The organism is Mycobacterium paraintracellulare (genome assembly GCF_000276825.1).
GTDB classification, from domain to species: domain Bacteria; phylum Actinomycetota; class Actinomycetes; order Mycobacteriales; family Mycobacteriaceae; genus Mycobacterium; species Mycobacterium intracellulare.
The window spans coordinates 3,987,848-4,010,664 of sequence record NC_016948.1 but is presented as its reverse complement, the minus strand read 5'-3'; the positions used below and the strand labels follow the sequence as shown (position 1 = coordinate 4,010,664).

Below are 22,817 nucleotides of genomic sequence, written 5' to 3'. Positions count from 1 at the left end.
ATGGAAGCTTTTCACACCCACACCGGTATCGGTGTGCCGCTGCGGCGCTCCAACGTCGACACCGATCAGATCATTCCGGCGGTGTATTTGAAGCGTGTAACCAGAACCGGTTTCGAGGACGGCTTGTTCGCGAGCTGGAGGTCGGATCCGTCATTCGTGCTCAACCTCAGCCCGTTTGATCGGGGGTCGGTCCTGGTCGCAGGACCCGATTTCGGGACCGGCTCGTCGCGCGAGCACGCGGTGTGGGCGCTGATGGACTACGGGTTCCGAGTGGTCATCTCGTCTCGATTCGGTGACATTTTCCGGGGCAACGCCGGCAAGGCGGGGCTGCTGGCGGCCGAAGTTTCTCAGGACGGGGTGGAGCTGCTCTGGAAGCTGATCGAGCAGAGCCCCGGCTTGGAAATCACTGCCAATCTTCAAGATCGAAATATCACCGCGGGAACGACGGTGCTGCCGTTCAAGATTGACGACCACACCGCGTGGCGGCTACTCGAAGGTCTCGACGATATAGCCCTTACGCTGCGGAAACTCGATGAAATCGAGTCTTTCGAGGCGGCCTATCCGGACTGGAAACCTCGCACTCTGTCCACCTCCTGAACGGTCGGACGGAGCCGAATTTCTGCTCGATCGGCTAACTAAACCGGGCCGATTTTACGATCCCCCACCGGTCAAGGGCGGCAACCGGATTGCGAAAACGCCGTACCCCTTGCCGTGAAATTGCGCGTGGCTCTTGGAAATTTGCTGGGTGAGGGTTTACCGTGTCCACTAGTCGGTTCAAAATCGAGGACCACTAGTGTCGGAGGGATTGATGAATAAGGCAGAGCTCATTGATGTGCTCACACAGAAATTGAACACGGACCGTCGGCAGGCGACCGCAGCGGTCGAGAACGTTGTCGACACCATTGTGCGTGCGGTACACAAGGGCGACAGCGTCACCATTACCGGGTTCGGTGTGTTCGAACAGCGGCGCCGCGCAGCGCGCGTGGCTCGCAACCCGCGTACCGGTGAGACGGTGAAGGTGAAGCCGACTTCCGTCCCCGCGTTCCGTCCCGGTGCCCAATTCAAAGCGGTTGTGTCTGGCGCACAGCGTCTCCCGTCGGACGGCCCGGCCGTCAAGCGCGGTGTGGTAGGTGGCACGGGCGCGGCCAAGAAGACCGCGGCCAAGAAGGCTCCCGCCAAGAAGGCTGCGGCCAAGAAGGCTCCCGCCAAGAAGGCGGCGGCCAAGAAGGCTCCCGCCAAGAAGGCCGCAGTGAAGAAGGCTCCGGCCAAAAAGGCCGCAGTGAAGAAGGCTCCGGCCCGCAAGGCCGCGACCAAGGCTCCGGCCAAGAAGACTGCGGCAAAGAAGGCTCCGGCCCGCAAGGCCGCGACCAAGGCCCCGGCCAAGAAGGCCGCGAGCAAGTCGACGGCCCGCAAGGCTCCCGCCAAGAAGACGACCGCGCGTCGCGGCCGCCGCTAGGCAGAGCACGTTCTAGACACGAATACCCTTCGGCGGCAGCGGTGCCCCGGAGGGTATTCGTGTGCTAGCGGCGGGCCGCCGCCATCGAGCTGCGGTCGGCCGTCGCTCTTTCGCTAGGCGCGCACGTTGGCGGCCAGCGCACCGCCGAGGTGATCGGCGGCGACCAGCCGGCCGCCCGACAACGACAGCACCCAGGTGCTGCCCTTGTGATTGCGCGATTTGTCCGGCCGCACCCCATCGCGGGCACACCACCACGCGATCAGGTCCGGAATCACCTTGCCCTGCGTGCAGACAACCGGTGTGCCGTGCTCGCCGGCGATGTCCAGCATCCGGTGGCGGCCGCGTTTGGCGTTCTTGGCGTAGGCCTCTTCGGTGAGGGTGGGCTCGTTGTGCACGGTCGAGCCGAGTTCCTCGGCGAGTGGTTCCACGGTCTGATGACAGCGGACCCGGTCGGCCGCATACACCCGCGACGCACCGAAGGCGAGCAGCTGGGGAACCAGCGCCTTGGCCTGCGCGCGCCCCCGTTTGTCCAGCGGCCGCTTGGTGTCATCGCCGGAGAAGCGCGACTTGCGTCCCGCGGTCGCGTGCCGGACCACCAGCACGGTCTGGGTGTCGGCCGGCTTTTTGTTGAAGTGGCGCAACACTTTTCGGTCCTGGGCGTAATCGAGTTTCCGCATGGCTTCGGCCGCCGGCAACCAGAGCAACCGGTCGACCTCGTCGCCGGGAACGAACTCGCCGCCCACGGCGCGCGCCGACCAGTAGGAGACTTTTTTGACGCCCGCGTCGATCGGATAGCTCACCGCGTTGAGCCGCCTGCCCAGGACGGCGTGTTGGCCGGTCTCCTCGTACACCTCCCGCACCGCCGCCACGGGCGCGGTCTCGCCGGGGTCCACTTTGCCTTTGGGCAGTGACCAATCGTCATAGCGGGGGCGGTGGATGACGGCGATCTCGACATCGTGGTCGGCGGTGTCGGCATCGCCCGGCCGCCACAGGACCGCGCCGGCGGCATGGACGATTCGGCTTCCAGAGCGCCGGGCGCTAGACGAGCTCGAAGGCGGCACCTCAACTCCTGCAGGTCAATTCGGTCAGAGTCGCACGTTCAATCACGCTGCGGCCCGGGAACAACCGGAAATCACCGCACAGGTCTAGGGACTGCGATGCCGCTCCATCAACGATACTTGGTGGTCGCGCACCGTATGGCCCTCTTGCGGCGACGCGGTCCACTGCCCGTCGGACCCGAGTTCCCAGCAGCGCGTGGACGGATCCAGTGCGGACTCGAACAATTCATCCAGCTGCGCGGTGAGCTTGGGGTCCTTGACCTGAGCCAGCACCTCCACGCGGCGATCGAGGTTGCGGTGCATCATATCGGCGCTGCCGATCCAGAATTCGTTGATGTTGCGGAAATGGATGATCCGCGAGTGCTCGAGGAAGCGCCCGAGAATGGAGCGCACAACGATGTTTTCGGAGTAGCCCTGTGCACCCGGGCGCAGCGCGCAGATGCCACGCACCACCACCTCGACCCGCACGCCGGCCTGCGACGCCCGGTACAGCGCATCGATGACCTGCTCGTCCACCAGCGCATTCATCTTGAGACGAATTCGCCCGTCCCCGCGTTCGCGGTGCGCCGCGATCTCACGTTCGACGCGTTCGATGATCCCGGTGCGAATTCCGTGCGGCGCCACCAGCAGATTGCGGTAGGAGACCTTACGCGAATAGCCGGTAAGCGAATTGAACAAATCGGTGAGGTCGGCGCCGATGTCGGGGGCCGCGGTCAGCAGGCCGACATCCTCATAGAGACGGGCGGTCTTGCTGTTGTAGTTGCCCGTTCCGATGTGGCAGTAGCGCCGGATCGCCGAGCCTTCGCGACGCACCACCAAACAGGTCTTGCAGTGCGTCTTGAGCCCGACGAGTCCGTAAACCACGTGCACGCCCGCCTGTTCGAGTGCGCGCGCCCAGCGGATGTTGGCCTGTTCGTCGAAGCGCGCCTTGATCTCCACCAGTGCCACGGCCTGCTTTCCGGCCTCGGCCGCTTCGATCAGCGCGCGAACGATCGGCGAATCACCGGAGGTGCGGTACAACGTCTGTTTGATCGCCAGCACGTTGGGGTCGGCGGCGGCCTGCTGGATGAATCGCTGCACGCTGGTGGAGAACGAGTCATACGGGTGATGCACCAGCACGTCGCCCTCGCGCAGCGTCGCGAAGATGCTCTTGGGGGATTCGCGATCGGCGAAGGCCGGATGCGTGTCGGGGACGAACGCGGGGTCCTTGAGCGCCGGGCGGTCCAGGTCGTAGATCTGCCACAGCGACGAAAGATCCAAAAGGCCGGGGACTTCGATGACGTCGCCGGGATGCACATCGAGTTCGCGCAGCAGCAATTCCAGCATGCCCTCGGTCATGTCGTCGGCGATCTCGAGTCGCACCGGCGGGCCGAACCGCCGGCGCGCCAGTTCGCGTTCCAGGGCCTGCAGCAGGTCTTCGTCGCGGTCTTCTTCGACCTCCATGTCGGCGTTGCGGGTGATGCGGAAGGCGTGGTGCTCCACGATTTCCATGCCGGGGAAGAGAAGAGGAAGGAAGGCCGCGATCAGTTCTTCCAGCGGCAGATAGCGCACGATGGACCGGGCTTCGCCCGCGGCGCTGTCCCGGCCCGACCTGGGGGCGGCGAGTTCGACGAAGCGATCGACGTTGTTGGGCACCTTGACTCGCGCGAAGTGCTGGCCACCATCCTCGGGCTGGCGGACCATGACCGCCAGATTCAGGCTCAGCCCGCTGACGAATGGGAACGGGTGCGCGGGGTCGACGGCCAGCGGCGTCAGGACGGGAAAGACTTGTTCGGTGAAATAGGCCGAGAGTTCGTCGCGTTCGGCCTGATCGAGGTCCGCCCACGTGACGATGTGGATGCCTTCCTCGGCCAGCGCGGGCCGCACCGAATCGAGGAACACCCGCGCGTGCCGGGTCGCGATCCGCTGGGTCTGTTCCCCGATGAGGGCCAGCTGCTTGCGCGGCGTCAGACCGTCGGCGGAGCGCACCGACAGGCCCATCTCGTCGCGGCGCTTGAGGCCGGCGACCCGCACCATGTAGAACTCGTCGAGGTTGGAGGCGAAGATCGCCAGGAATTTCGCCCGTTCCAGCAGCGGCAACGAATTGTCGTCGGCCAGCGCCAGCACGCGGGCGTTGAAGTCCAGCCAGCTCAGTTCCCGGTTGAGGTAACGCTCGTCGGGCAGATCGGTCATCGCGGTGGGCGTCGCAGCCGGGGGCGCCGCCACGGCCGAGTCGCCGGAATGCCACAAATTCTCGTCGGGTCGCGCCTCAGCTTCGATTTCAGTCACCCTGCGATCATCGCTCATCACGCGCGGGTGCTGCCAGTGGTGATCGCGAGCGCGGCCGTGGCGGGTCGCCACTACAGGCCGTCACCGGGCGCAGCGCGCACGGGAATCATTCGCCGTTGGGCCGACGTTCGCTTTCCGGACATCGACCGCTCGTGAGGCAAATCAGTGCGCGGCGATGGCGCGGGCGGTCGCGGCGCCCACCCCCAGGCGGCGGGCGGCAGCGAGGTCGGTCGGAGTGTCGACGTCACAGCGCAGGCCGGGCCACGCGCCGGTCAGCTCGATCGCACCCGAACTGCGGTGCCGCGCCGAGGAATCGGAACCGAACCGGGGATCGAGCGGACCCCCGAACGCGAAGAGCGCCGCGGTTCCGGTCGCCAGCCGGTCGGCGACGAAGCTGCGCCGGTGCTGGCGGGCGGCGGCGACGGCCTCGGCCAGCTCCTGGGTCTGCAGCGCCGGCAAATCACCTTGCAGCGCAACGACATTGGAGAACGAAGTTGCCACCGCGCGCGCCGCGGTGGCGATCGCGTTGTTCAGGGGATCGGGGTGGCCCTCGGGCGTCGGGTCGACCAGCACGTCGGCACCCAGCTCGGCGGCCGCAGCGGCCGCCGCGTCGTCGGGGGTGATGACGGTGATCGAGCCCAGCGATTCCACGCGTCCCGCGGCGGTCAGGGTGTCCATCAACATCGCCAGCACCACGCTCTCGCGGGTGCGCGCCGAGAAAACCGGCGCCAGTCTTGTCTTGGCCGCGGCCAACCTCTTGACGGCGATGATCAACGCGACATCGCCCGCGCCGTCGGCTCGTATGCCGCTCATGAGATGTCATCCTGCCAGCGCGGCCCCGCGCGCCGGCGTCATGGCCCCGGCGCGCGGGACACGCTGGCGCGCGTGACGCCCGGTCCGTCGCTGATCTAGGGTGTAGCGGCTGCACGTGCCGCATGAGCAACGCCGACCACGACAGGGGGTGACACATGACCAGCACGCATGCCGGTTCGACCGGCGCCGTCACGGTCATGGGCGCCGGGGCGTGGGGCACGGCGCTGGCGAAGGTGCTCGTCGAGGCGGGCGGGCCGGAAACACAGGTCACGTTGTGGGCCCGCAGGCCGGAGCTCGCCGAGCGGATCAACGCCACCCGATCGAACCCGGACTATCTGCCCGGCACGTCGCTGCCGCCGGGCATCCGCGCCACCGCCGACGCCGCCGAGGCGCTCCAGAACGCGTCCACGGTGCTGCTCGGCGTGCCGGCGCAGACGATGCGGAGCAACCTCGAGCGCTGGACGCCGCTGCTGCGCGAGGGCGCGACCCTGGTCAGCCTGGCCAAGGGCATCGAGCTGGGCACCCTGATGCGGATGAGCCAGGTGATCGTCGCGGTGACCGGCGTCGACCCCGCTCACGTCGCGGTGATCTCGGGGCCGAACCTGGCCAGCGAGATCGCCGGATGCCAGCCGGCCGCGACCGTGGTCGCCTCCGGCGACTCGGGCCGGGCCGTCGCCCTGCAGCGCATGCTGAACAGCGGATACTTTCGCCCCTACACCAACAGTGATGTGGTGGGCACCGAGATCGGCGGGGCGTGCAAGAACGTGATCGCGCTCGCCTGCGGGATGGCCGCCGGCGTGGGGCTCGGCGAAAACACCGCGGCGGCGATCATCACCCGGGGCCTGGCCGAGATCATGCGGCTGGGGATCGCGCTGGGCGCCAAGGGCGCGACGCTGGCCGGGCTCGCCGGCGTGGGCGACCTGGTGGCCACGTGCAGCTCCCCGCATTCGCGCAACCGGTCGTTCGGTGAACGGCTCGGCCGCGGAGCAACCGTCGAGTCGATTCTTTCCGGCACGCCCGACGGCGGCGACGGGCACGTCGTCGAGGGTGTGACGTCCTGCGAGTCGGTGCTGGCGCTGGCGGCCAGTTACGACGTCGAAATGCCGCTCACCGATGCCGTGCACCGGGTCTGCCACAAGGGGCTGTCGGTCGATGAGGCGATGGCGCTGCTGTTGGGCCGTCGCACCAAGCCCGAGTGAGACCCCACCTACCCGGTAGCCTCTTGAGATTGTGAATGCCAGCGATCGGTCGACGCCGCACCCCGGCTCGGGGGGCGGCGAGCGGGCGCGCGTGGCCGTCGTCTTCGGGGGGCGCAGCAACGAGCACGCCATCTCGTGCGTCTCGGCGGGCAGCATTCTGCGCAACCTCGACCCCGAGCGTTTCGAGGTGGTCGCGATCGGCATCACCCCGGAAGGTTCCTGGGTGCTCACCGACGGCGACCCGGCCGCGCTGGCGATCACCGACCGGCGGCTGCCCGAAGTCACCGCCGAGTCGGGAACCGAACTGGCGCTGCCGGCCGATCCGCGGCGCGGCGGCCAATTGGTCGCCCTGCCGCCCGGCGCCGGTGAGGTGTTGGCGTCCGTCGACGTGGTGTTCCCCGTGCTGCACGGCCCCTACGGCGAGGACGGCACCATCCAGGGTCTGCTCGAACTCGCCGGCGTGCCGTATGTGGGCGCCGGTGTGCTGGCCAGCGCCGCCGGCATGGACAAGGAGTTCACCAAGAAGCTGTTCGCCGCCGAGGGATTGCCGGTCGGCGACTACGCGGTGCTGCGCCCCTCGCGCGCGCGGCTGCGGCCCGAGGAGTGCCAGCGGCTGGGGCTGCCGGTGTTCGTCAAACCCGCCCGGGGAGGTTCCTCGATCGGTGTGAGCCGGGTAGCGAGCTGGGACCAGCTGGACGCCGCCGTCGCCGCGGCGCGCCGCCACGATCCCAAAGTCATCGTCGAGGCCGCGATCGTCGGCCGCGAGCTGGAGTGCGGTGTGCTCGAAATGCCCGACGGCACAGTCGAAGCCAGCGCGCTCGGCGAGATCCGGGTGGCAGGCGTGCGGGGCCGCGAGGATTCGTTCTACGACTTCGCCACCAAATACCTTGACGACGCAGCCGAATTGGACGTGCCCGCAAAGGTCGACGACGAAATCGCCGACACAGTGCGCCAATTGGCGGTCCGCGCCTTCAAGGCCATCGACTGCCAGGGTCTGGCGCGGGTGGATTTCTTCCTCACCGAGGACGGGCCGGTGCTCAACGAGATCAACACGATGCCGGGGTTCACCACGATCTCGATGTACCCGCGGATGTGGGCGGCCAGCGGCGTGGACTACCCGACCCTGCTGGCGACGATGGTCGAGACGGCGCTGGCCCGCGGGGTGGGCCTGCGCTAGCTAGCGCGCCGGCCCGGGGCTGATGGGCCCGGCCGGGATGCGCTGCGCGATTACCTCCGACAGGCGCTGGATGGGCGCCGGGCCCGACCCGGTGGGCAGCGTGAGCGCCACGTAGACACCGCGATCCACCGCGTACCAGGTGGATCTGCCGGCGTCACCGGCGGATTGCTGGTCGGAGCGCACCTGGAACCACTGCACCCGGTCGACCACCTGGATCGGGGAGCCGACGACGAACTCGCCCGGGCGGTCCAGGCCGCAGCGCAGCACGACGGGGTCGGCGCCCCGCCCGGAGCGCCATGCCGCCGCGCCCACCGGTTCCGGCTGCTCGAGCGCCGCCCGCTGGTAGTCACCCAGGCGCTGCGGCAGCGCGTCCATCAGCGCCCGGCACGCGGGGCTGTCGGCCTGCGGCGCCGGGACGCCCGCGACGGCGACCGGCTGCGGGGGCGCCTCACGGGTGGCCGCGATCGCCAGGATCACCCCGATGGTCGTGACGGCCAGCGCCACCGCGACGATGATCACCGCGCGCGGCGGCCCGCCGTCGGCGTCCGATTCGGTTGCCACCGCCCGCACCTCCTGTCCCCACATCACTATCGCCTCAGCTCACCCCGATGGCCAATTATCGTGGGTGGCGTGCGGGACGAATCGACGCTGCGGCAACTCGGCGAATTCGCCGTGATCGACCGCCTGGTGGCCGGTCGCCGCCAGCCCGCCGCTGTGGTGCTCGGGCCGGGTGACGACGCGGCGCTGGTCGCGGCCGGCGACGGCCGCACCGTGGTGTCGACCGACATGCTGGTGCAGGACCGCCACTTCCGGCTGGACTGGTCGACGCCGCACGACATCGGCCGCAAGGCGATCGCCCAGAACGCCGCGGACATCGAGGCGATGGGCGCGCGGCCCACGGCGTTCGTCGTCGCCTTCGGCGCGCCCGGTGAGACGCCGGCGGCCGCGGTGGACGCGCTCGTCGACGGGATGTGGGACGAGGCGCAACGGGTCGGGGCCGGCATCGCCGGCGGCGACCTGGTCAGCTGCCCGCAGTGGGTGATCTCGGTGACGGTGCTCGGCGATCTCGGCGGCCGCGAGCCGGTGCGGCGATCGGGCGCAACGCCGGGTTCGCTGGTCGCCGTCGCCGGTGACCTGGGCCGTTCGGCCGCGGGATTCGCCCTGTGGCACAACGACATTGGTGGGTTCGACGAGCTGCGGCGCCGGCATGTGGTGCCCGAGCCGCCGTACGGTCAGGGCGCGGCCGCGGCCGCCGGGGGAGCGCAGGCGATGATCGACGTCTCCGACGGCCTGATCGCCGACCTGCGGCATGTGGCCGACGCGTCGGGGGTGGGCGTCGACCTGTCCACGGCGGCGCTGGCCGCCGACCGCGACGCGCTCGCCGCGGCGGCCGCCGCCGCAGGCGCCGATCCCTGGCCGTGGGTACTGGGGGGCGGCGAAGACCACGCCCTGGTGGCATGTTTCGCCGGACCCGCGCCGGCCGGATGGCGCATCATCGGGCGGGTGCTCGACGGGCCCGCCCGGGTGCTCGTCGACGATCAGGAGTGGAGCGGCCACGCCGGCTGGCAGTCGTACTAGGGTGACGCGGTGACCGTTTACCCGATCGCGAAGGGCCGACGATGACGGCGCGCCCGCTGAGCGAATTGGTCGAGCCGGGCTGGGCGAACGCGCTGCAACCCGTGGCCGGGCAGGTCGCCCAGATGGGGCAGTTCCTGCGGGACGAGATCGCCGCCGGGCGCAGGTATCTGCCCGCCGGCCCGAATGTGTTGCGCGCCTTCACCTATCCATTCGACCAGGTCCGGGTGCTGATCGTCGGGCAGGACCCCTACCCGACGCCCGGACACGCTGTGGGGCTGAGCTTTTCGGTGGCCCCCGAGGTGCGGCCGCTGCCGCGCAGCCTGGCCAACATCTTTCAGGAGTACACGACCGACCTGGGCCACCCCCCGCCCTCGTGCGGTGACCTGACGCCCTGGGCGCAGCGCGGTGTGCTGCTGTTGAACAGGGTGCTCACCGTGCGACCCAGCAATCCGGCGTCGCACCGGGGCAAGGGCTGGGAAACGGTGACCGAATGCGCCATCCGGGCGCTGACCGCGCGCTCGCTGCCGCTGGTGGCGATCCTGTGGGGCCGCGACGCCTCGACGCTCAAACCAATTCTCGCCCAAGGCAATTGCGTGGCCATCGAGTCACCGCACCCCTCGCCGCTGTCGGCGTCGCGGGGGTTCTTCGGCTCCCGCCCGTTCAGCCGTGCCAACGAACTGCTGGCCGGAATGGGCGCGGACGCGATCGATTGGCGGCTGCCCTGAACGAGATGACCGCGCTACGGGCGAACCGGCGCGGCGGACCGGAGCAGCTGGTGATCGAGCGGGCGCCCGTGCCGGTCGCGGCGGCCGGGGAAGCCTTGGTGGCCGTGCACGCGGCCGCCATCACCTTCGACGAGCTGACATGGGAGGAGACGTGGACCCGCGACGGCGTCAGCCGAACCCCCGTCATCCCGTCCCACGAGGTCTCCGGTGTGGTGTCCGCGGTGGCCGACGACGTCACGGATTTCGTGCCCGGCGACGAGGTCTACGGACTGATCGCGTTCGACCGCGACGGCGCGGCCGCCGATTTCGTCGCCGTGCCCGCGGCCGATCTGGCCGCCAAACCGTCGACGGTCTCCCACGTCGTCGCCGCCGCGCTCCCGCTGGCCGGCCTGACCGCGCTGCAGGCACTGGTCGATCACGCCGCGGTGCAGCCAAAGGAGAGCGTGCTGGTGCACGGAGGCGCCGGCGGGGTGGGCCTGTTGACCGTTCAGTTGGCCGCCCTGCTGGGTGCGCGGGTGACCGCGACCGTGCGCAGCGACACCGCGAATCTTCTTCGCGGCTGCGGCGCGCAGCGGGTGATCGACACACGCACCGAGGCATTTGACGAGGCCGGCGCCGCCTACGACGTCGTCGTCGACACCGTCGGCGGGCAGACGCTGGAAAGGTCCTACGGCGTGCTGCGCCGCGGCGGCCGGCTGGTGACGTTGTCGGCACCGCCGCCGGACGGCCGGGCCGACGAATTCGGCGTCAGCGCAACCTTCTTCATCGTCACACCGAATCGGGATCAGCTCGCCGAGCTCGCCGCGCTCGTCGACAGCGACCGGTTGCACGTCGCGATCGCCCAGACGTTCCCGCTCGACGAGGGCCGGGAGGCGTTCGAAAGCCGGGAGCGGGGCGGCCGCGCCGGCAAGACGGTCCTGGTCGTGCGGGATTGACGGCTCGGCGTCACGACGCCGGGAAGTTGACGTCCTTGGTGACGGCTTCCCATTCGTCGATCGACGCCGACAACGCGGCGATCTTGTCCCGCATGGCCTTGAGCACGTCGCGGCCCAGCAGCAACCGCAGCGGCGGGTCGTCGAGCTTGGCGAGCATCAGCACCGCCTCGGCCACCTTGCGCGGGTCGCCGGGCAGGTGATCGGCGAACTGCTTGATCAGGTCCTTGCGCGCCGCCACGTCGGCGTAATCGGTGATCGGCGCCCCGGATTCCTTCATCGACCTTGTCGCCCAATCGGTGCGGAACGCGCCGGGTTCGACGGCGGTCACCTTGATGCCCAGGGGGCGGACCTCGGTGGCGAGCGCCTCGGTGACCGCCTCCAGCGCGAACTTGGTCGACGAATAGTAGGCGTTGGGCGGGTTGGCCACCAGGCCGGTCATCGAGGAGATGTTGATGATGTGGCCCGATCCGCGGGCGCGCATGGCCGGCAGCACCGCCTTGATCATGTCGACGGCGCCGAAGTAGTTCACGTCGAACAGCTTTCGGACCTCGGCGTCCTCACCCTCTTCCACCGCGGACAGGTAGCCGTGTCCGGCGTTGTTGACCAGCACATCGATTCCGCCGAAGGCCTCGTCGGCCGCCGCCACCGCGGCCGCGACCTGGCCGGTGTCGGTCACGTCGAGCGCGACGGCCAGCGCCCGGTCGCCGAACTCGTCGGCGAGGTCCTGCACCGCCTCGGCGCGCCGCGCCGTCACCACCACGCTGTGGCCGGCTTCCAGTGCGGCGCGGGCGATTTCGCGTCCGAAGCCGGTGGAGCATCCCGTGATCAGCCAGCGAGCCATCGCTAAATCGTCCCTTCCGGTAGGCGGCGCAGATATCCCTTGCGGCGCTCGGCGAGCTGGGCGGCCCGCTGCTGCGGGCTCACCCGCGCCAGGTGTGGCACCTCGGCGTCGAGCCGGTCCAGCTTGACGACGCGACCGCGGGCCCCGAGGTCTTCGCGGGGACCGTTTTCGCCGAACTCCGCCATGCGCAGGGTCAGGATGGCCTCGCGCAGGCCGTCGGAGTCGATCCAGTTGGCCACGCCGGGGTCGACGGGGGAGATCACGTAGGTGTAGGCGCCGTCCTGGTTGGGGACCGACTGCGCCTTGTTGAGGCTGCCGGTGCGGTCGACGAGCTCGAGCGTGGTGCCCCAAACGTTGCTGAGCGGGACGGTGAAGTATTCGGCGCCACCGTCATTCAGGTCGACGACGAACGCCTCGTCGGGGCCGAGATCGAAGCGGCCCATCACGTACACCTGGTTGCGCATGGCGCCGATCTTGTCGGCCGACCAGGCCAGGTTGAACTGGTTGGCCGGCATCTTGTACACGCCGTGGCTGAGCTTGCCGGTGAAGTTCGCGAAGTAATCCATCATGGCGGCGGTGGCCTCGGCCTGCTCGTCAAGGGTGCGTGCCGGTGTTGACGCCGGGGCGCCAAGCCGTTGCACCTCAAGGTGATTGGGGTCGTCGCGGCCCCAGTCCAGCAGTACGTCTCGAATGTAGAACTCGTGTGCCGCCGGGGTGCTCCGCACGTGATTGGGCCGGCCGTTGGCGGGTTCGGAGTCGACGGTGATGGTGAAGCTGCCGTCGGAATCGACCCGCATGGTGCGGCCGTTGAGCACGTCGACGGTGCCCATGTTCGCATCCCAGAGGGTGAAGTAGTTCTCGGTCATCCGGTGTTCGCCGACCCGGCCGTGGATCTCGTAGCGCTCGTCCCCGGAGATGGGGATCACCCGGTACACGCTGTCGGGATTGTCGATGCCCCACCGCGATCCGGGGATCCGGCGGCCGTTTACGGGGTGGGCCAGCCGGGTGATGCAGCTGACCTTGGGGCGCAGCTTGTCCTGGTTGGACGACCACATCGCCGCCGAGAACATCACCTCGGCGAACGCGCCGTCGAACCGCTCGCGCATCGCGTCGGACGCCTTGGCGCGGCCCAGCCAGGTTTCGGCAACGGTCCGGTACGCGGCCTTGACGGTGGGATGCTCGATCAGCTCGAGCGCCGCCAGTTCCTGTTCGTGCTGGGATGCCGTCGCGACCGGGTCTTCAGGCATGCGCTGTTCCTCCGATATATCGTGCAAATCGCTTGTTGTACAACGTGAATCGCTCGTCGACCTGCTCGGGAAGCAGACCGTAGTTCTCCAGGCCGTAGGGCGGGCGCGCCGCCTCGCGCGGGCGCTCACGCAGCCAGCGCCGCATCGCGTCCTCGGCCTCGGCCGTCAGCGGCAGCCCGATCGCGTCGTAGACGCGGGCCACCTGCCCGATCGGGTCGGCCACCGCATCGTCGAACCCGATGTCGGTGACGCGCTCACCGTCGTCGGACCAGCCGTCGCGGGTCGTCATCGCACGGTCGTTGGTCCAGCCCATCCGTGCCAGCCATTGCGCGCCGACCCGGTGGGCGTCGACGACGTCGGCGTGCATCGCGTGCAGCGTGGCGTTCAGACTGGCCCCCGACGCGATCGTGGTGCGAGGATGGCGGTGCATGTGCACGACGTGCAGGTCGGGGAACTGGGCGCGCAGCAGGCCCAAATACCCCAGGTGCGCCGGCGATTTGAGCACCCACCGTTGACCGGCCAGCCCGCGTTGGCTTTTTTGCCATTGCAGGAACTGCAGCATGCGGTGCAGGTAGCCATAGGCGGGGGAGAAGTCCTGGTCGTCGAGCCAGGTTCGGTAGTGGGGCAGGTGGGCGCCCGACTCGGGGACGTGTGACAAGAAGGCGTCCGCCAAAAAGACGATCTCCTCCTCGGCTTCGGTGGCGTACATCGGGTGGATGGAGAACAACTCCGGCGCCAGTTCGCGCGATTTCGCCTCGCGCGCTTGGCTGATGGCGATGCGCGGATCCACCCCGGTGAACGGACGGTTCAACCGCGGCGCGACCTCGACGACCTCCCACCCGTACGCGCAGACGAAGCGCGGATCGGCCGCCAGCAGGCGCTGCAACAGCGTGGTCCCGCTGCGCATCATCCCGACGACGACGATCGGCGCGGCCACCCGCTCGTCGAGAATCTCCGGATGGCGGCGGATCCACTCCTGGGTGCGCAGCCGCATCCGCAGGCTGTGCACGATGCCCGAGCGCAGGATGTGGGCGCCGATCGCGTTGAGGTCGGCGCGCGCATAGTCGCGCAGCAGGACGGTCAGCGGCTCTTCGAATTCGCCCGGGCCCCAGTCGGTGAGCCCTTCCTTGCGTTGCGCGTCGGCCAGGACGGCGGCCGGCTCGAAGACGCTGGGGGATGGCACGAGGCTCAGAACTTCAGGTGGTGGCTGACGTCGCCGACCTGGTCGACGAACATGGTGCGGCTGTCGAAACACCAGGCGCCGTCCACCCGGTGAAAGGTGTCCTTGTAGTGCCCGGTCACGATGACCTGCAGCGGCAGGTCGGGGGTGGCCTGGGTGACGCAGTAGTAGGACGTGCTCGTCGCGGTGCCCTGAGCCTCGTCGATGTACAGCTGGACGTTGGTGGTGTTGTGTTTGGTCTTCGGGGTGCCGTCTTCGTAGATGCGCGTGGCCATTTCGTACATCTCGCGGACCCGCGCCGAGCCGGCGAACACCGTTTCCGGCGGGCCGTCCTCGACGCCGCAGATGCGGCCGTGCTCGAAGAGGCGGGCCACCCCGTCCAGGTCGCCGCCGTCGAGCAGCTGCGCATAGGTGTAGATGAGATTGGTGATCTCGGTGGCGCTGTCACTCATGTCGAACCGCCTCGGGAAAGTCCGTCCGGTCCAACTTACATAGAACCGACGATTACTCTTAGTCGCCGTGACCTTACCGTGGACGCCGAGCAGGCTCGGCAACCTGACCGGCAAGCGCGTGATCGTGACCGGAGCGACCAACGGGGTGGGGCTGGGCACCTCGCGCGCGCTCGCCCACGCCGGCGCGCACGTGATCCTGGCCGTGCGCAACACCGAACTCGGCGAGCAACGCGCTGCCGAAATCTCCGCGAACGGCGGCGGTGCGACGTCGGTGCTCAAGCTCGACCTCGCCGACCTGTCGTCGGTGCGGGCCTTCGCCGGCCTGATCGACGAGCCGGTGGACATCCTGATCAACAACGCCGGCGCGCTCACCGACCGCCGCACCGAGACGGTCGACGGATTCGAGATGACGCTGGGCACCAACCTGCTCGGGCCGTTCGCGCTGACGAACCTGCTGCTGCCCAAGGTGCGTTCGCAGATCATCAACGTCGGCTCCGACGCCCACCGGTCGGCGACGCTGCACCTCGACGACCTGCACCTGCGCCGCCACAAGTGGACGAGGTTGGGCGCCTACGCGCAGTCCAAGCTCGCCGTGATGCTGTGGGGGCTCGAGCTGGACCGCAGGCTGCGCGCGGCCGCATCGCCGCTCGTCACGCAGCTCACCCACCCCGGTTGGGTGGCCTCGAACCTGTCCAACCTGGGCGACTCGCCGCTGATGTCGCTGGCCCACAAGGGGGTCAAGGCGGTGGCCGACCGGTTGGCCAACGACATCGACGAGGGCGCGGCGCCGACGCTGTACTGCATCAGCGAGCCGATTCCGCCCGGCAGCTACGTCGGGGTCAGCGGCAGGTTCGGGCTGCGCGGTGGGCCGGTGCTCATCGGCCGCACGCAACTGGCATGCGACTACGACACGGCCGCGCGGCTGGTGGCCTTCGCCGAGCGCGAGACCGGCACGAAACTGGAGATCTGAGCATGGGTGAATTCGACAACGTCGTCGCCGTCGTGACCGGCGCCGCGCGCGGCCAGGGCCGCAGCCACGCCGTCGCGCTGGCTGAGCAGGGCGCCGACATCATCGCCGTCGACATCTGCGCCGACCTCGAGGCCATTCCCTACGCGTTGGGCACCGAGGCAGAGCTGGCCGAAACGGTCCAGCTGGTCGGGTCGGCGGGCCGCAAAGCGGTTCCGGTGATCGCCGACGTGCGCGACCTTGCGGGTCTGCGGGCCGGCGTGCAGGCGGGCATCGACGAGCTCGGCGAGGTCGACGTCGTCATCGCCAACGCCGGGGTGGTGGCGATCGGCGTCACCGAGCCCGACGCCGAACCGGTGTTCAACACGATCGTCGACACCAACCTCAAGGGTGTGTGGCACACCATGCTGGCGACGGTCCCCTCGATCGTGCGCAAGGGCGTCGGCGGCTCGGTCGTGCTGGTCAGTTCGTCGCAGGGCCTGACCGGACGTGGCGGTGACGGCAGCGCCGCGATGTTCGCCTACGCGGCGTCCAAGCACGGTGTCGTGGGTCTGATGCGCTCGGCGGCCAATGCGTATGCGCCGCACAAGATTCGGGTCAACTCGGTGCACCCCAGCGGTGTCGCGACGCCGATGATTCTCAACGACTTCGTGGTGAACCGGATGACGGAGAACCCGAACCCGGCCGTCTCGCAGATGCTGCTGCCCGGCGTGCCGTTGGTCGAGGCGCGGGACGTCACCGAGGCGGTGCTGTGGCTGGCCGGGCCGCGGTCGCGCTACGTGACCGGGGTGTCGATCCCGGTCGACGCCGGCCACGTCGTCATGTAGGGGGAACTAGCCCCTGACGACCTTGCCGGCCTTGATGCAGGACGTGCAGACATTGAGGCGCTGCTTGTTACCGCCCGGACGGGCGACGTGCACGGTCTGGACGTTGGGGTCCCACCGGCGGCTGGTGCGGCGGTGGGAGTGCGACACCGACTTGCCGAAGCCGGGGCCTTTCCCGCAGATGTCGCACACAGCGGCCATTGTTCAAGCTCCTCAAAATCTCGGGGGTCCGGCAATCCGGCCGGGACAGCCCGGCCTCACCGGGCCCAATCAGAATACCGATTGTCGTGGTAACCACCAAAACGTCGACGGGCGGCCCGGGCCATGCCGGGGTCAGGTGTGCGCCGCGACCCCTTGGGCGGTAAACACCGAGTCGATCACAGTACCGGCGCGAATCCGGGCTGCTCGGACGCGGCGCCGCTAGGATGGCGTCGCCGCCGATGGTCGGTGCGGTCGCTGCCTATATCAGGTGCGGACGGCGCGCTGATTGGCTGAAGTCTTCTTCCCGGTGGTGCCGGCCCGCGCGGAGCTGCGGATGAGGCTGGGAAGCGAATATCGGCAGGCTTGAGGGGAGTGCGCGGGGTGGTTGCGCGCGCCGAAAACGCCGCCGGTCCAGCCGACGTCGAAAGCGGGCGGGGCTCACCGGCGGGCGTACGACGGTTGGTGTTGAGGTTGCGCCGGGTGGCGGCGGCCTATCTGGTGGTGGCGGCGCTGGGCAGCGTCGCCATAGGGAGTACGTCGGTCAACTGCCCGACCGCTGTGGGCGGGCAGGACGGCATCGGGCAGGGCGGACCGGGCCCGAGAGCATCGGGCCCCGCTCCAGCCGATGCGACGTGGTGGTGGCAGCCCCGTCCGCCCCGTCCCGCGGTGCAAGAGGCGGCCGCGGTGCGCGGCGGAATCCAGCTGCGGCAGGTCGCTTTCGACGGTCGGGGAGTGTGGCCGGACGGACCCGACGCGATCCGCGGCTATCTCGAGGAGGCACTGACCCGGGTCGGCGTCACCGAGGCGTCGGCCCGTGGTCACTGGATCGAGGGCATGATGACCATCGCCGACCACGAATCGCAATTTCATTCGGGTGCGATCAACCTGTCAGACAGCAACGCCTACGGGCCTTCTCAGCTCGACGGTGGCCCGCTGCACGCCACGCGCGGCCCGTGGCAGGTAATGCCGGATACCTTCGCGGCCTTCCACCAGCCCGGGACGTCGAACTCGGCGTGGGATCCGGTGGCGGCCGCATGCGCGTCGATGAACTATCAGATGAGCCGCTACGGCGTCAGCCGCGACGGCAGCAATCAGCGCGCGCTGGTGGGGCAGGCCAATCCCGGTATCCGGCAGGGCTATTAAGCTCTGCCGCTGCCGGCCGGCCGCTCGATCTTCCTCAACGGCGCGGAGCAACTGAGCGCAGCGGCTGCGTCGCCGGGCTACGCTGGCGCCCACCGGGAGACAGGTGCGGAGGAGGTGGGTCAACTGGGCACTGCTGATACGTCGCAGCTACGTCTCCTGGACGCGATGACCCTGCGAGACTGGGCGCACACCGCCGTCAGCGACCTGATCACCCACATCGACGAGATCAATCGACTCAACGTCTTTCCCGTCGCCGACTCCGACACCGGCGCGAACATGCTGTTCACCATGCGTTCGGCCCTGGCGGAACTGAACGCGCAGGGCGGCTCGGGGTGCGCCGCCCGGGCCGCGGCCGCGCTGTCGGCCGGCGCGCTGAACGGCGCCCGTGGCAACTCCGGGGTGATCCTGTCGCAGATCCTGCGCGGCCTCGCCGACGTCACCGCCACCGCCGCGAGCGACGCCGGCGGCGACCTGCCCCACATCGACGCCGTCGTGCTGGGCGATGCGCTGCAGCGCGGCGTGGAGCTGGTCATCACCTCGATGGGCGGCGAGGAAGTCCCGGGGACCATCGTCTCGGTGCTACGGGCCGCCGCGACCGCCGTGCAGCAGTGCGCGCGCGCCGGGGACGGGCTCGCGCCGGCGGTCATCGCCGCCGGGGACGCGGCGGTGGTCGCCCTGGAAAAGACCCCCGAGCAGCTCGACGTGCTCGCCGACGCCGGAGCCGTGGACGCCGGCGGGCGGGGCCTGCTGGTCCTGCTGGACGCGTTGCGGACCACCATCACGGGGCAGGCGCCCGCCCGGGCGGTCTACGAGCTCGCGCCGCGGGCGCAGCGCACCGAAGCCCCCGCGCCGCGCCCGGCGCCCCAATTCGAGGTGATGTACCGGCTGGACGGCTGCGAGCCCGCGGCGGCGGACGCGCTGCGGGACCGGCTGGAGGACCTGGGCGATTCGGTGGGCATCGCGTCGGCGCCGTCGTCCGCGCAACGCACCTATTCCGTGCACGTGCACACCGACGACGCCGGCGCCGCCGTCGAGGCGGGACTGACGGCCGGACGACTCAGCCGCATCGTCATCTCGGCCCTGAGCTCCGGGGCCCCCGGGTTGCCCGCGGGCGGCTGGACGCGGGAACGGGCGGTGCTGGCCGTCGTCGACGGCGACGGCGCCGCCGAGCTGTTCGCCGGGGAAGGCGCCTCCGTGCTGCAACGCGACCCCGCGGCGCACGATCCCACGACCAACATCAGCGCGCACCAGCTGATGCGCGCCGTCGTCGACACCGGCGCCGCGCAGGTGATGGTGCTGCCCAACGGCTATGTGGCCGCCGAGGAGCTGGTCGCGGGGTGCACGGCGGCCATCGGCTGGGGGATCGACGTGGTGCCGATCCCGACCGGGTCGATGGTGCAGGGCCTGGCCGCGCTGGCCGTGCACGAGACCGGCAGGCAGGCCGTCGACGACGGCTACACCATGGCCCGGGCGGCCGGCGCCGCGCGGCACGGATCGGTGCGCATCGCCACCGAGAGCGCGTTGACCTGGGCGGGCCGCTGCCATCCCGGCGACGGCCTGGGCATCGCGGGCGACGAGGTGCTGATCGTGGCCGCCGACGCCGTCGGGGCGGCGATCGGCCTGCTCGACCTCCTGTTGGCCTCCGGCGGCGACCTGGTGACCGTGCTGCTGGGCGCCGGCATCGAGACCGATGGGGACGTCGGCGCCGTCGGCGACATCCTGGAAGAGCACATGCACGACCACCACCCGGGGACCGAACTGGTCACCTACCGCACCGGCCACCACGGTGACGCGCTGCTGATCGGGGTCGAGTAGCGATGGTGTCGCTGTCCGACCGGCTGGACTACGCCGTCGGCGGGAAGGTCGTGGAGCTCCTCGACGAGGTGTTCGGCATCCGGACCGTCAACGACCTGCTGCGCCACTACCCCCGCAGCTACACCGAGGGCGCCAGCCGCTGGGACGCCGACGACGAACGGCCGCCCGCCGGTGAACACATCACCATCGTCGACACGATCACCGACACCGAGACGTTCCCGATGAAAAAGACGCCGAAGAAGGTCTGCCACCGCATCACGCTCGGCTCCGGGCGCAACAAGGTGACCGCCACGTTCTTCAACGCGAACTACATCAAAAAGGACCTCACCACCGGCACCAAGGTGATGCTCTCCGGCGAGGTCGGGTTCTTCAGGAACGTCATGCAGCTCACCCATCCCGCGTTTCTCCTCCTCGACACGCCGGACGGGAAGAACCGCGGCACCGTGTCCCTCAAGAGCATCGCCAACGCCTCGCACGCCACCACCGGCGAAGACATCGCGGACGCGTATCAGCGCCACTTCTTCCCGATCTATGCGGCCAGCGCCAAGCTGCAGAGCTGGACCATCTTCGCCACCGTCCGCCAAGTGCTCGACGTCCTCGACCCGGTGCCCGATCCCCTGCCCGAGGACCTGCGCGCGAAATTCGGCCTGGTCTCCGAGGATCAGGCGTTGCGCGACATCCACCTCGCCGAAAGCGAGCCCCGCCGTCAGCAGGCACGCGAGCGCCTGACCTTCGACGAGGCCGTCGGGCTGCAGTGGGCCCTGGTGGCCCGCCGGCACGGCGAGCTTTCGGAATCGGGGCCCCCGGCGCCGCCGCGTTCGGACGGTTTGGCCGCGGAACTGTTGGGGCGGTTGCCTTTCGAGCTGACCGCGGGGCAGCGTGACGTGCTCGGCGTGCTGTCCGAGGGGCTGGCGTCCAACCGCCCGCTGAACCGCCTGCTGCAGGGGGAGGTGGGCTCGGGTAAGACGATCGTGTCGGTGCTGGCGATGCTGCAGATGGTGGACGCCGGTTATCAGTGCGCGCTGCTGGCCCCGACGGAAGTGCTTGCCGCGCAACATCTTCGATCCATCCGCGACGTGCTCGGCCCGCTGGCGATGGCGGGCCAGCTGGGCGGCGCCGATCGGGCCACCCGGGTGGCGCTGCTCAGCGGTTCCATGACCGCCGCGCAGAAGAAGCAGATCCGGTCCGAGATCGCCGGAGGCGAGGTGGGCATCGTCGTCGGCACCCACGCGCTGCTGCAGGACGCGGTGGAGTTCGACAACCTGGGCATGGTGGTGGTCGACGAGCAGCACCGCTTCGGGGTCGAACAGCGAGATCAGTTGCGGGCCAAGGCCCGTCCCGGTGTCACCCCGCACCTGCTGGTGATGACGGCGACGCCGATCCCGCGCACCGTCGCGCTCACCGTCTACGGGGACCTGGAAACGTCGACGCTGCGCGAACTTCCGCGTGGACGCCAGCCGATCACCAGCAACGTCATCTTCGTCAAGGACAAGCCCACCTGGCTCGGCCGCGCCTGGCAGCGCATCAGCGAAGAGGTCGCCGCCGGCCGGCAGGCCTACGTGGTGGCGCCCCGCATCGACGAGGACGACGATCCGGGCGCGCAGGAACAGAACGCCAAGGCCCCCGAGACCGCCGAAGGCCTCTACGCCCGACTGCGTTCCGGCGAGCTGGCGCACCTGCGGCTGGGGCTGATGCACGGGCGGCTGTCCGGCGACGAGAAGGACGCGGTGATGGCGGCCTTCCGCGCCGGCGAGATCGATGTGCTGGTGTGCACCACCGTCATCGAGGTCGGCGTCGACGTCCCCAACGCCACCGTGATGCTGGTGATGGACGCCGACCGGTTCGGGATCAGCCAGTTGCATCAGCTGCGCGGCCGGATCGGCCGCGGCCGGCACCCGAGCCTGTGCCTGTTCGCCAGCTGGTCCGCGCCCGACTCGCCGGCCGGCCGGCGGCTGCGCGCGGTGGCCGGGACGCTGGACGGCTTCGCCCTGGCCGACCTGGACCTCAAGGAGCGCCGCGAGGGAGATGTCTTGGGCCGCAACCAGTCCGGCCGGGCGATCACGCTGCGGTTGCTGTCCCTGGCCGACCATCTGGAGTACATCGAGGCGGCGCGGGAATTCTGCGTCCGAACCTATTCCGAGGACCCCTCCGATCCCGGATTGGCCGTGCTGGCGGCGCGATTCACCGACACCGACCGCATCGAATACCTGGACAAGAGTTGAACCGCAAGGTGCTGTTGTGGTTGGCCGCGGCGGCCGCGCTCGCGGTGGTGGTGGCCTACCAGACGGTCGGGACCTCGGCCTCCCGGCACTCCGCGGAATACGCTGCGCGCGCGGATGTTCCGACGGTGCTGCCCGGCGTCGACGTGCTCGCGGGCATCGCGGTCGTGCCGGTGCGGCTGCACCGCTACGACTACCTGCGGGCGGCGTTCGGCGACGCCTGGGATGACGACAACGACGCGCCGTTGGGGCACAACGGGTGCGACACCCGCGACGACATCCTCAACCGCGATCTCGTCGACAAGACGTACGTGTCGATCAAGCGGTGCCCGGACGCCGTGGCCACGGGCACGCTGCACGACCCGTACACCAACAAGACGATCGCCTTTGCGCGCGGCCCCAAGGTCGGCGAATCGGTGCAGATCGACCACATCGTGCCGCTCGCGTACGCCTGGGACATGGGCGCGTACGGCTGGCCGGCGCCCGAGCGGCTGCGCTTCGCCAACGATCCGGCCAACCTGCTGGCCGTCGACGGGCCGGCCAATCAGGACAAGGGCGATTCGCCACCGGGCCAATGGATGCCGCCCAACGGGGCGTTCGCCTGCCAGTACGCCATGCAATTCATCGCCGTGCTGCGCGGCTATGCGCTGCCGGTGGATGCGGCGTCGACCGGTGTTTTGCGTCAGGCCGCCGCGAGCTGCCCCGCGGGGTAGCCGTCG

22 protein-coding genes are annotated in these 22,817 nt (G+C 69.5%); 13 read left to right on the top strand and 9 right to left on the bottom strand.

Features of this window, described 5'->3' with window-relative positions:
• Together leuD and OCQ_RS18380 are read left to right on the top strand one after the other, a co-directional pair.
• Nucleotides 1–597 carry a 3-isopropylmalate dehydratase small subunit gene (gene leuD / locus OCQ_RS18385; RefSeq protein WP_008259008.1) on the top strand — a complete coding sequence of 199 codons (597 nt, stop codon included), beginning with the start codon at nucleotides 1–3 and terminating at the stop codon, nucleotides 595–597.
• 211 nt (nucleotides 598–808) lie between these two features.
• Nucleotides 809–1,456 carry an HU family DNA-binding protein gene (locus OCQ_RS18380; protein WP_008259006.1) on the top strand — a complete coding sequence of 216 codons (648 nt, stop codon included), beginning with the start codon at nucleotides 809–811 and terminating at the stop codon, nucleotides 1,454–1,456.
• A 113-nt stretch (nucleotides 1,457–1,569) separates the two neighbouring features.
• On the opposite strand, the gene mutT1 is transcribed toward OCQ_RS18380, so the two are convergent.
• From mutT1 to cofC, 3 genes are all read right to left on the bottom strand, one after another.
• Nucleotides 1,570–2,517 carry an 8-oxo-(d)GTP phosphatase MutT1 gene (mutT1, locus tag OCQ_RS18375; RefSeq protein WP_014385481.1) on the bottom strand — a complete coding sequence of 316 codons (948 nt, stop codon included), beginning with the start codon at nucleotides 2,515–2,517 and terminating at the stop codon, nucleotides 1,570–1,572.
• 84 nt (nucleotides 2,518–2,601) lie between these two features.
• On the bottom strand, nucleotides 2,602–4,803 hold the full coding sequence (locus OCQ_RS18370; RefSeq protein WP_009952778.1) for an RNA degradosome polyphosphate kinase: 2,202 nt from the start codon (nucleotides 4,801–4,803) through the stop codon (nucleotides 2,602–2,604).
• A gap of 141 nt (nucleotides 4,804–4,944) precedes the next feature.
• Nucleotides 4,945–5,595, bottom strand: a complete 651-nt coding sequence (gene cofC, locus OCQ_RS18365) for a 2-phospho-L-lactate guanylyltransferase (RefSeq protein ID WP_009952777.1) — start codon at nucleotides 5,593–5,595, stop codon at nucleotides 4,945–4,947.
• A 155-nt stretch (nucleotides 5,596–5,750) separates the two neighbouring features.
• On the opposite strand from cofC, the gene OCQ_RS18360 reads away from it, so the two are divergent.
• Both OCQ_RS18360 and OCQ_RS18355 read left to right on the top strand, forming a co-directional pair.
• Nucleotides 5,751–6,794, top strand: coding sequence for an NAD(P)H-dependent glycerol-3-phosphate dehydrogenase (locus OCQ_RS18360; protein WP_009952776.1), 1,044 nt, complete (start codon nucleotides 5,751–5,753; stop codon nucleotides 6,792–6,794).
• A 31-nt stretch (nucleotides 6,795–6,825) separates the two neighbouring features.
• Nucleotides 6,826–7,971 carry a D-alanine--D-alanine ligase family protein gene (locus OCQ_RS18355; protein ID WP_014380729.1) on the top strand — a complete coding sequence of 382 codons (1,146 nt, stop codon included), beginning with the start codon at nucleotides 6,826–6,828 and terminating at the stop codon, nucleotides 7,969–7,971.
• Here the strand turns inward: OCQ_RS18355 and OCQ_RS18350 are convergent, their stop codons facing one another.
• The gene (locus OCQ_RS18350) at nucleotides 7,972–8,556 is read right to left on the bottom strand and encodes a DUF3515 domain-containing protein (protein ID WP_014380728.1); all 585 of its coding nucleotides are present in this window, start codon (nucleotides 8,554–8,556) and stop codon (nucleotides 7,972–7,974) included.
• A 45-nt stretch (nucleotides 8,557–8,601) separates the two neighbouring features.
• On the opposite strand from OCQ_RS18350, the gene OCQ_RS18345 reads away from it, so the two are divergent.
• Genes OCQ_RS18345 through OCQ_RS18335 form a run of 3 tightly spaced genes read left to right on the top strand, consistent with a single transcriptional unit; the run spans nucleotide 8,602 to nucleotide 11,209 of the window.
• Nucleotides 8,602–9,549: a thiamine-phosphate kinase gene (locus OCQ_RS18345; protein WP_179960087.1), complete on the top strand. Its 948-nt coding sequence runs from the start codon at nucleotides 8,602–8,604 to the stop codon at nucleotides 9,547–9,549.
• A 41-nt stretch (nucleotides 9,550–9,590) separates the two neighbouring features.
• On the top strand, nucleotides 9,591–10,274 hold the full coding sequence (locus OCQ_RS18340) for a uracil-DNA glycosylase (RefSeq protein WP_014380726.1): 684 nt from the start codon (nucleotides 9,591–9,593) through the stop codon (nucleotides 10,272–10,274).
• Nucleotides 10,275–10,279: 5 nt separating this feature from the next.
• Entirely contained in the window at nucleotides 10,280–11,209 is a 930-nt protein-coding gene (locus OCQ_RS18335; protein WP_008258982.1) for an NADP-dependent oxidoreductase, read from the top strand.
• 10 nt (nucleotides 11,210–11,219) lie between these two features.
• On the opposite strand, the gene OCQ_RS18330 is transcribed toward OCQ_RS18335, so the two are convergent.
• The 4 genes from OCQ_RS18330 to OCQ_RS18315 are packed head-to-tail and all read right to left on the bottom strand — an operon-like array spanning nucleotide 11,220 to nucleotide 14,929.
• Entirely contained in the window at nucleotides 11,220–12,050 is an 831-nt protein-coding gene (locus tag OCQ_RS18330) for an oxidoreductase (protein WP_008258981.1), read from the bottom strand.
• Between the two features lie 2 nt (nucleotides 12,051–12,052).
• On the bottom strand, nucleotides 12,053–13,297 hold the full coding sequence (locus OCQ_RS18325; protein WP_008258980.1) for a hypothetical protein: 1,245 nt from the start codon (nucleotides 13,295–13,297) through the stop codon (nucleotides 12,053–12,055).
• Entirely contained in the window at nucleotides 13,290–14,480 is a 1,191-nt protein-coding gene (locus OCQ_RS18320; protein WP_014385478.1) for a sulfotransferase family protein, read from the bottom strand. The genes OCQ_RS18325 and OCQ_RS18320 overlap by 8 nt, the downstream gene beginning before the upstream one ends.
• 5 nt (nucleotides 14,481–14,485) lie before the next feature.
• The gene (locus OCQ_RS18315) at nucleotides 14,486–14,929 is read right to left on the bottom strand and encodes a nuclear transport factor 2 family protein (RefSeq protein ID WP_008258978.1); all 444 of its coding nucleotides are present in this window, start codon (nucleotides 14,927–14,929) and stop codon (nucleotides 14,486–14,488) included.
• A gap of 67 nt (nucleotides 14,930–14,996) precedes the next feature.
• Between OCQ_RS18315 and OCQ_RS18310 the strand changes: the two genes are divergently transcribed.
• Together OCQ_RS18310 and OCQ_RS18305 are read left to right on the top strand one after the other, a co-directional pair.
• The gene (locus OCQ_RS18310; protein WP_008258976.1) at nucleotides 14,997–15,899 is read left to right on the top strand and encodes an SDR family NAD(P)-dependent oxidoreductase; all 903 of its coding nucleotides are present in this window, start codon (nucleotides 14,997–14,999) and stop codon (nucleotides 15,897–15,899) included.
• Nucleotides 15,900–15,901: 2 nt separating this feature from the next.
• A complete protein-coding gene (locus tag OCQ_RS18305; protein ID WP_008258974.1) occupies nucleotides 15,902–16,723 on the top strand; it encodes a mycofactocin-coupled SDR family oxidoreductase in 822 nt (273 codons plus the stop codon).
• A gap of 6 nt (nucleotides 16,724–16,729) precedes the next feature.
• On the opposite strand, the gene rpmB is transcribed toward OCQ_RS18305, so the two are convergent.
• Entirely contained in the window at nucleotides 16,730–16,921 is a 192-nt protein-coding gene (rpmB, locus tag OCQ_RS18300; RefSeq protein WP_008258973.1) for a 50S ribosomal protein L28, read from the bottom strand.
• A gap of 459 nt (nucleotides 16,922–17,380) precedes the next feature.
• Here rpmB and OCQ_RS18295 point away from each other — a divergent pair, with 459 nt between their 5' ends.
• The 4 genes from OCQ_RS18295 (at nucleotide 17,381) to OCQ_RS18280 (ending at nucleotide 22,811) form a co-directional block, all read left to right on the top strand.
• Nucleotides 17,381–18,064, top strand: coding sequence for a transglycosylase (locus OCQ_RS18295; protein WP_330981670.1), 684 nt, complete (start codon nucleotides 17,381–17,383; stop codon nucleotides 18,062–18,064).
• 165 nt (nucleotides 18,065–18,229) lie between these two features.
• Nucleotides 18,230–19,879 carry a DAK2 domain-containing protein gene (locus tag OCQ_RS18290; RefSeq protein ID WP_051019747.1) on the top strand — a complete coding sequence of 550 codons (1,650 nt, stop codon included), beginning with the start codon at nucleotides 18,230–18,232 and terminating at the stop codon, nucleotides 19,877–19,879.
• Nucleotides 19,880–19,881: 2 nt separating this feature from the next.
• Complete coding sequence (recG, locus tag OCQ_RS18285; protein ID WP_014385475.1) at nucleotides 19,882–22,101, top strand: ATP-dependent DNA helicase RecG; 2,220 nt, start codon at nucleotides 19,882–19,884, stop codon at nucleotides 22,099–22,101.
• Nucleotides 22,098–22,811, top strand: coding sequence for an HNH endonuclease family protein (locus OCQ_RS18280; RefSeq protein ID WP_009955164.1), 714 nt, complete (start codon nucleotides 22,098–22,100; stop codon nucleotides 22,809–22,811). The genes recG and OCQ_RS18280 overlap by 4 nt, the downstream gene beginning before the upstream one ends.
• The last annotated feature ends 6 nt before the right edge of the window (nucleotides 22,812–22,817 follow it).

What these genes read in the sequence shown, in the direction of transcription:
- leuD (WP_008259008.1), top strand. Translation starts at nt 1, where the DNA reads ATGGAAGCTTTTCACACCCACACCGGTATCGGTGTGCCGCTGCGGCGC.
- OCQ_RS18380 (WP_008259006.1), top strand. Translation starts at nt 809, where the DNA reads ATGAATAAGGCAGAGCTCATTGATGTGCTCACACAGAAATTGAACACG.
- cofC (WP_009952777.1), bottom strand. Translation starts at nt 5,595, where the DNA reads ATGAGCGGCATACGAGCCGACGGCGCGGGCGATGTCGCGTTGATCATC.
- OCQ_RS18360 (WP_009952776.1), top strand. Translation starts at nt 5,751, where the DNA reads ATGACCAGCACGCATGCCGGTTCGACCGGCGCCGTCACGGTCATGGGC.
- OCQ_RS18350 (WP_014380728.1), bottom strand. Translation starts at nt 8,556, where the DNA reads ATGTGGGGACAGGAGGTGCGGGCGGTGGCAACCGAATCGGACGCCGAC.
- OCQ_RS18340 (WP_014380726.1), top strand. Translation starts at nt 9,591, where the DNA reads ATGACGGCGCGCCCGCTGAGCGAATTGGTCGAGCCGGGCTGGGCGAAC.
- OCQ_RS18335 (WP_008258982.1), top strand. Translation starts at nt 10,280, where the DNA reads ATGACCGCGCTACGGGCGAACCGGCGCGGCGGACCGGAGCAGCTGGTG.
- OCQ_RS18330 (WP_008258981.1), bottom strand. Translation starts at nt 12,050, where the DNA reads ATGGCTCGCTGGCTGATCACGGGATGCTCCACCGGCTTCGGACGCGAA.
- OCQ_RS18325 (WP_008258980.1), bottom strand. Translation starts at nt 13,297, where the DNA reads ATGCCTGAAGACCCGGTCGCGACGGCATCCCAGCACGAACAGGAACTG.
- OCQ_RS18315 (WP_008258978.1), bottom strand. Translation starts at nt 14,929, where the DNA reads ATGAGTGACAGCGCCACCGAGATCACCAATCTCATCTACACCTATGCG.
- OCQ_RS18305 (WP_008258974.1), top strand. Translation starts at nt 15,902, where the DNA reads ATGGGTGAATTCGACAACGTCGTCGCCGTCGTGACCGGCGCCGCGCGC.
- rpmB (WP_008258973.1), bottom strand. Translation starts at nt 16,921, where the DNA reads ATGGCCGCTGTGTGCGACATCTGCGGGAAAGGCCCCGGCTTCGGCAAG.
- OCQ_RS18290 (WP_051019747.1), top strand. Translation starts at nt 18,230, where the DNA reads ATGACCCTGCGAGACTGGGCGCACACCGCCGTCAGCGACCTGATCACC.
- recG (WP_014385475.1), top strand. Translation starts at nt 19,882, where the DNA reads ATGGTGTCGCTGTCCGACCGGCTGGACTACGCCGTCGGCGGGAAGGTC.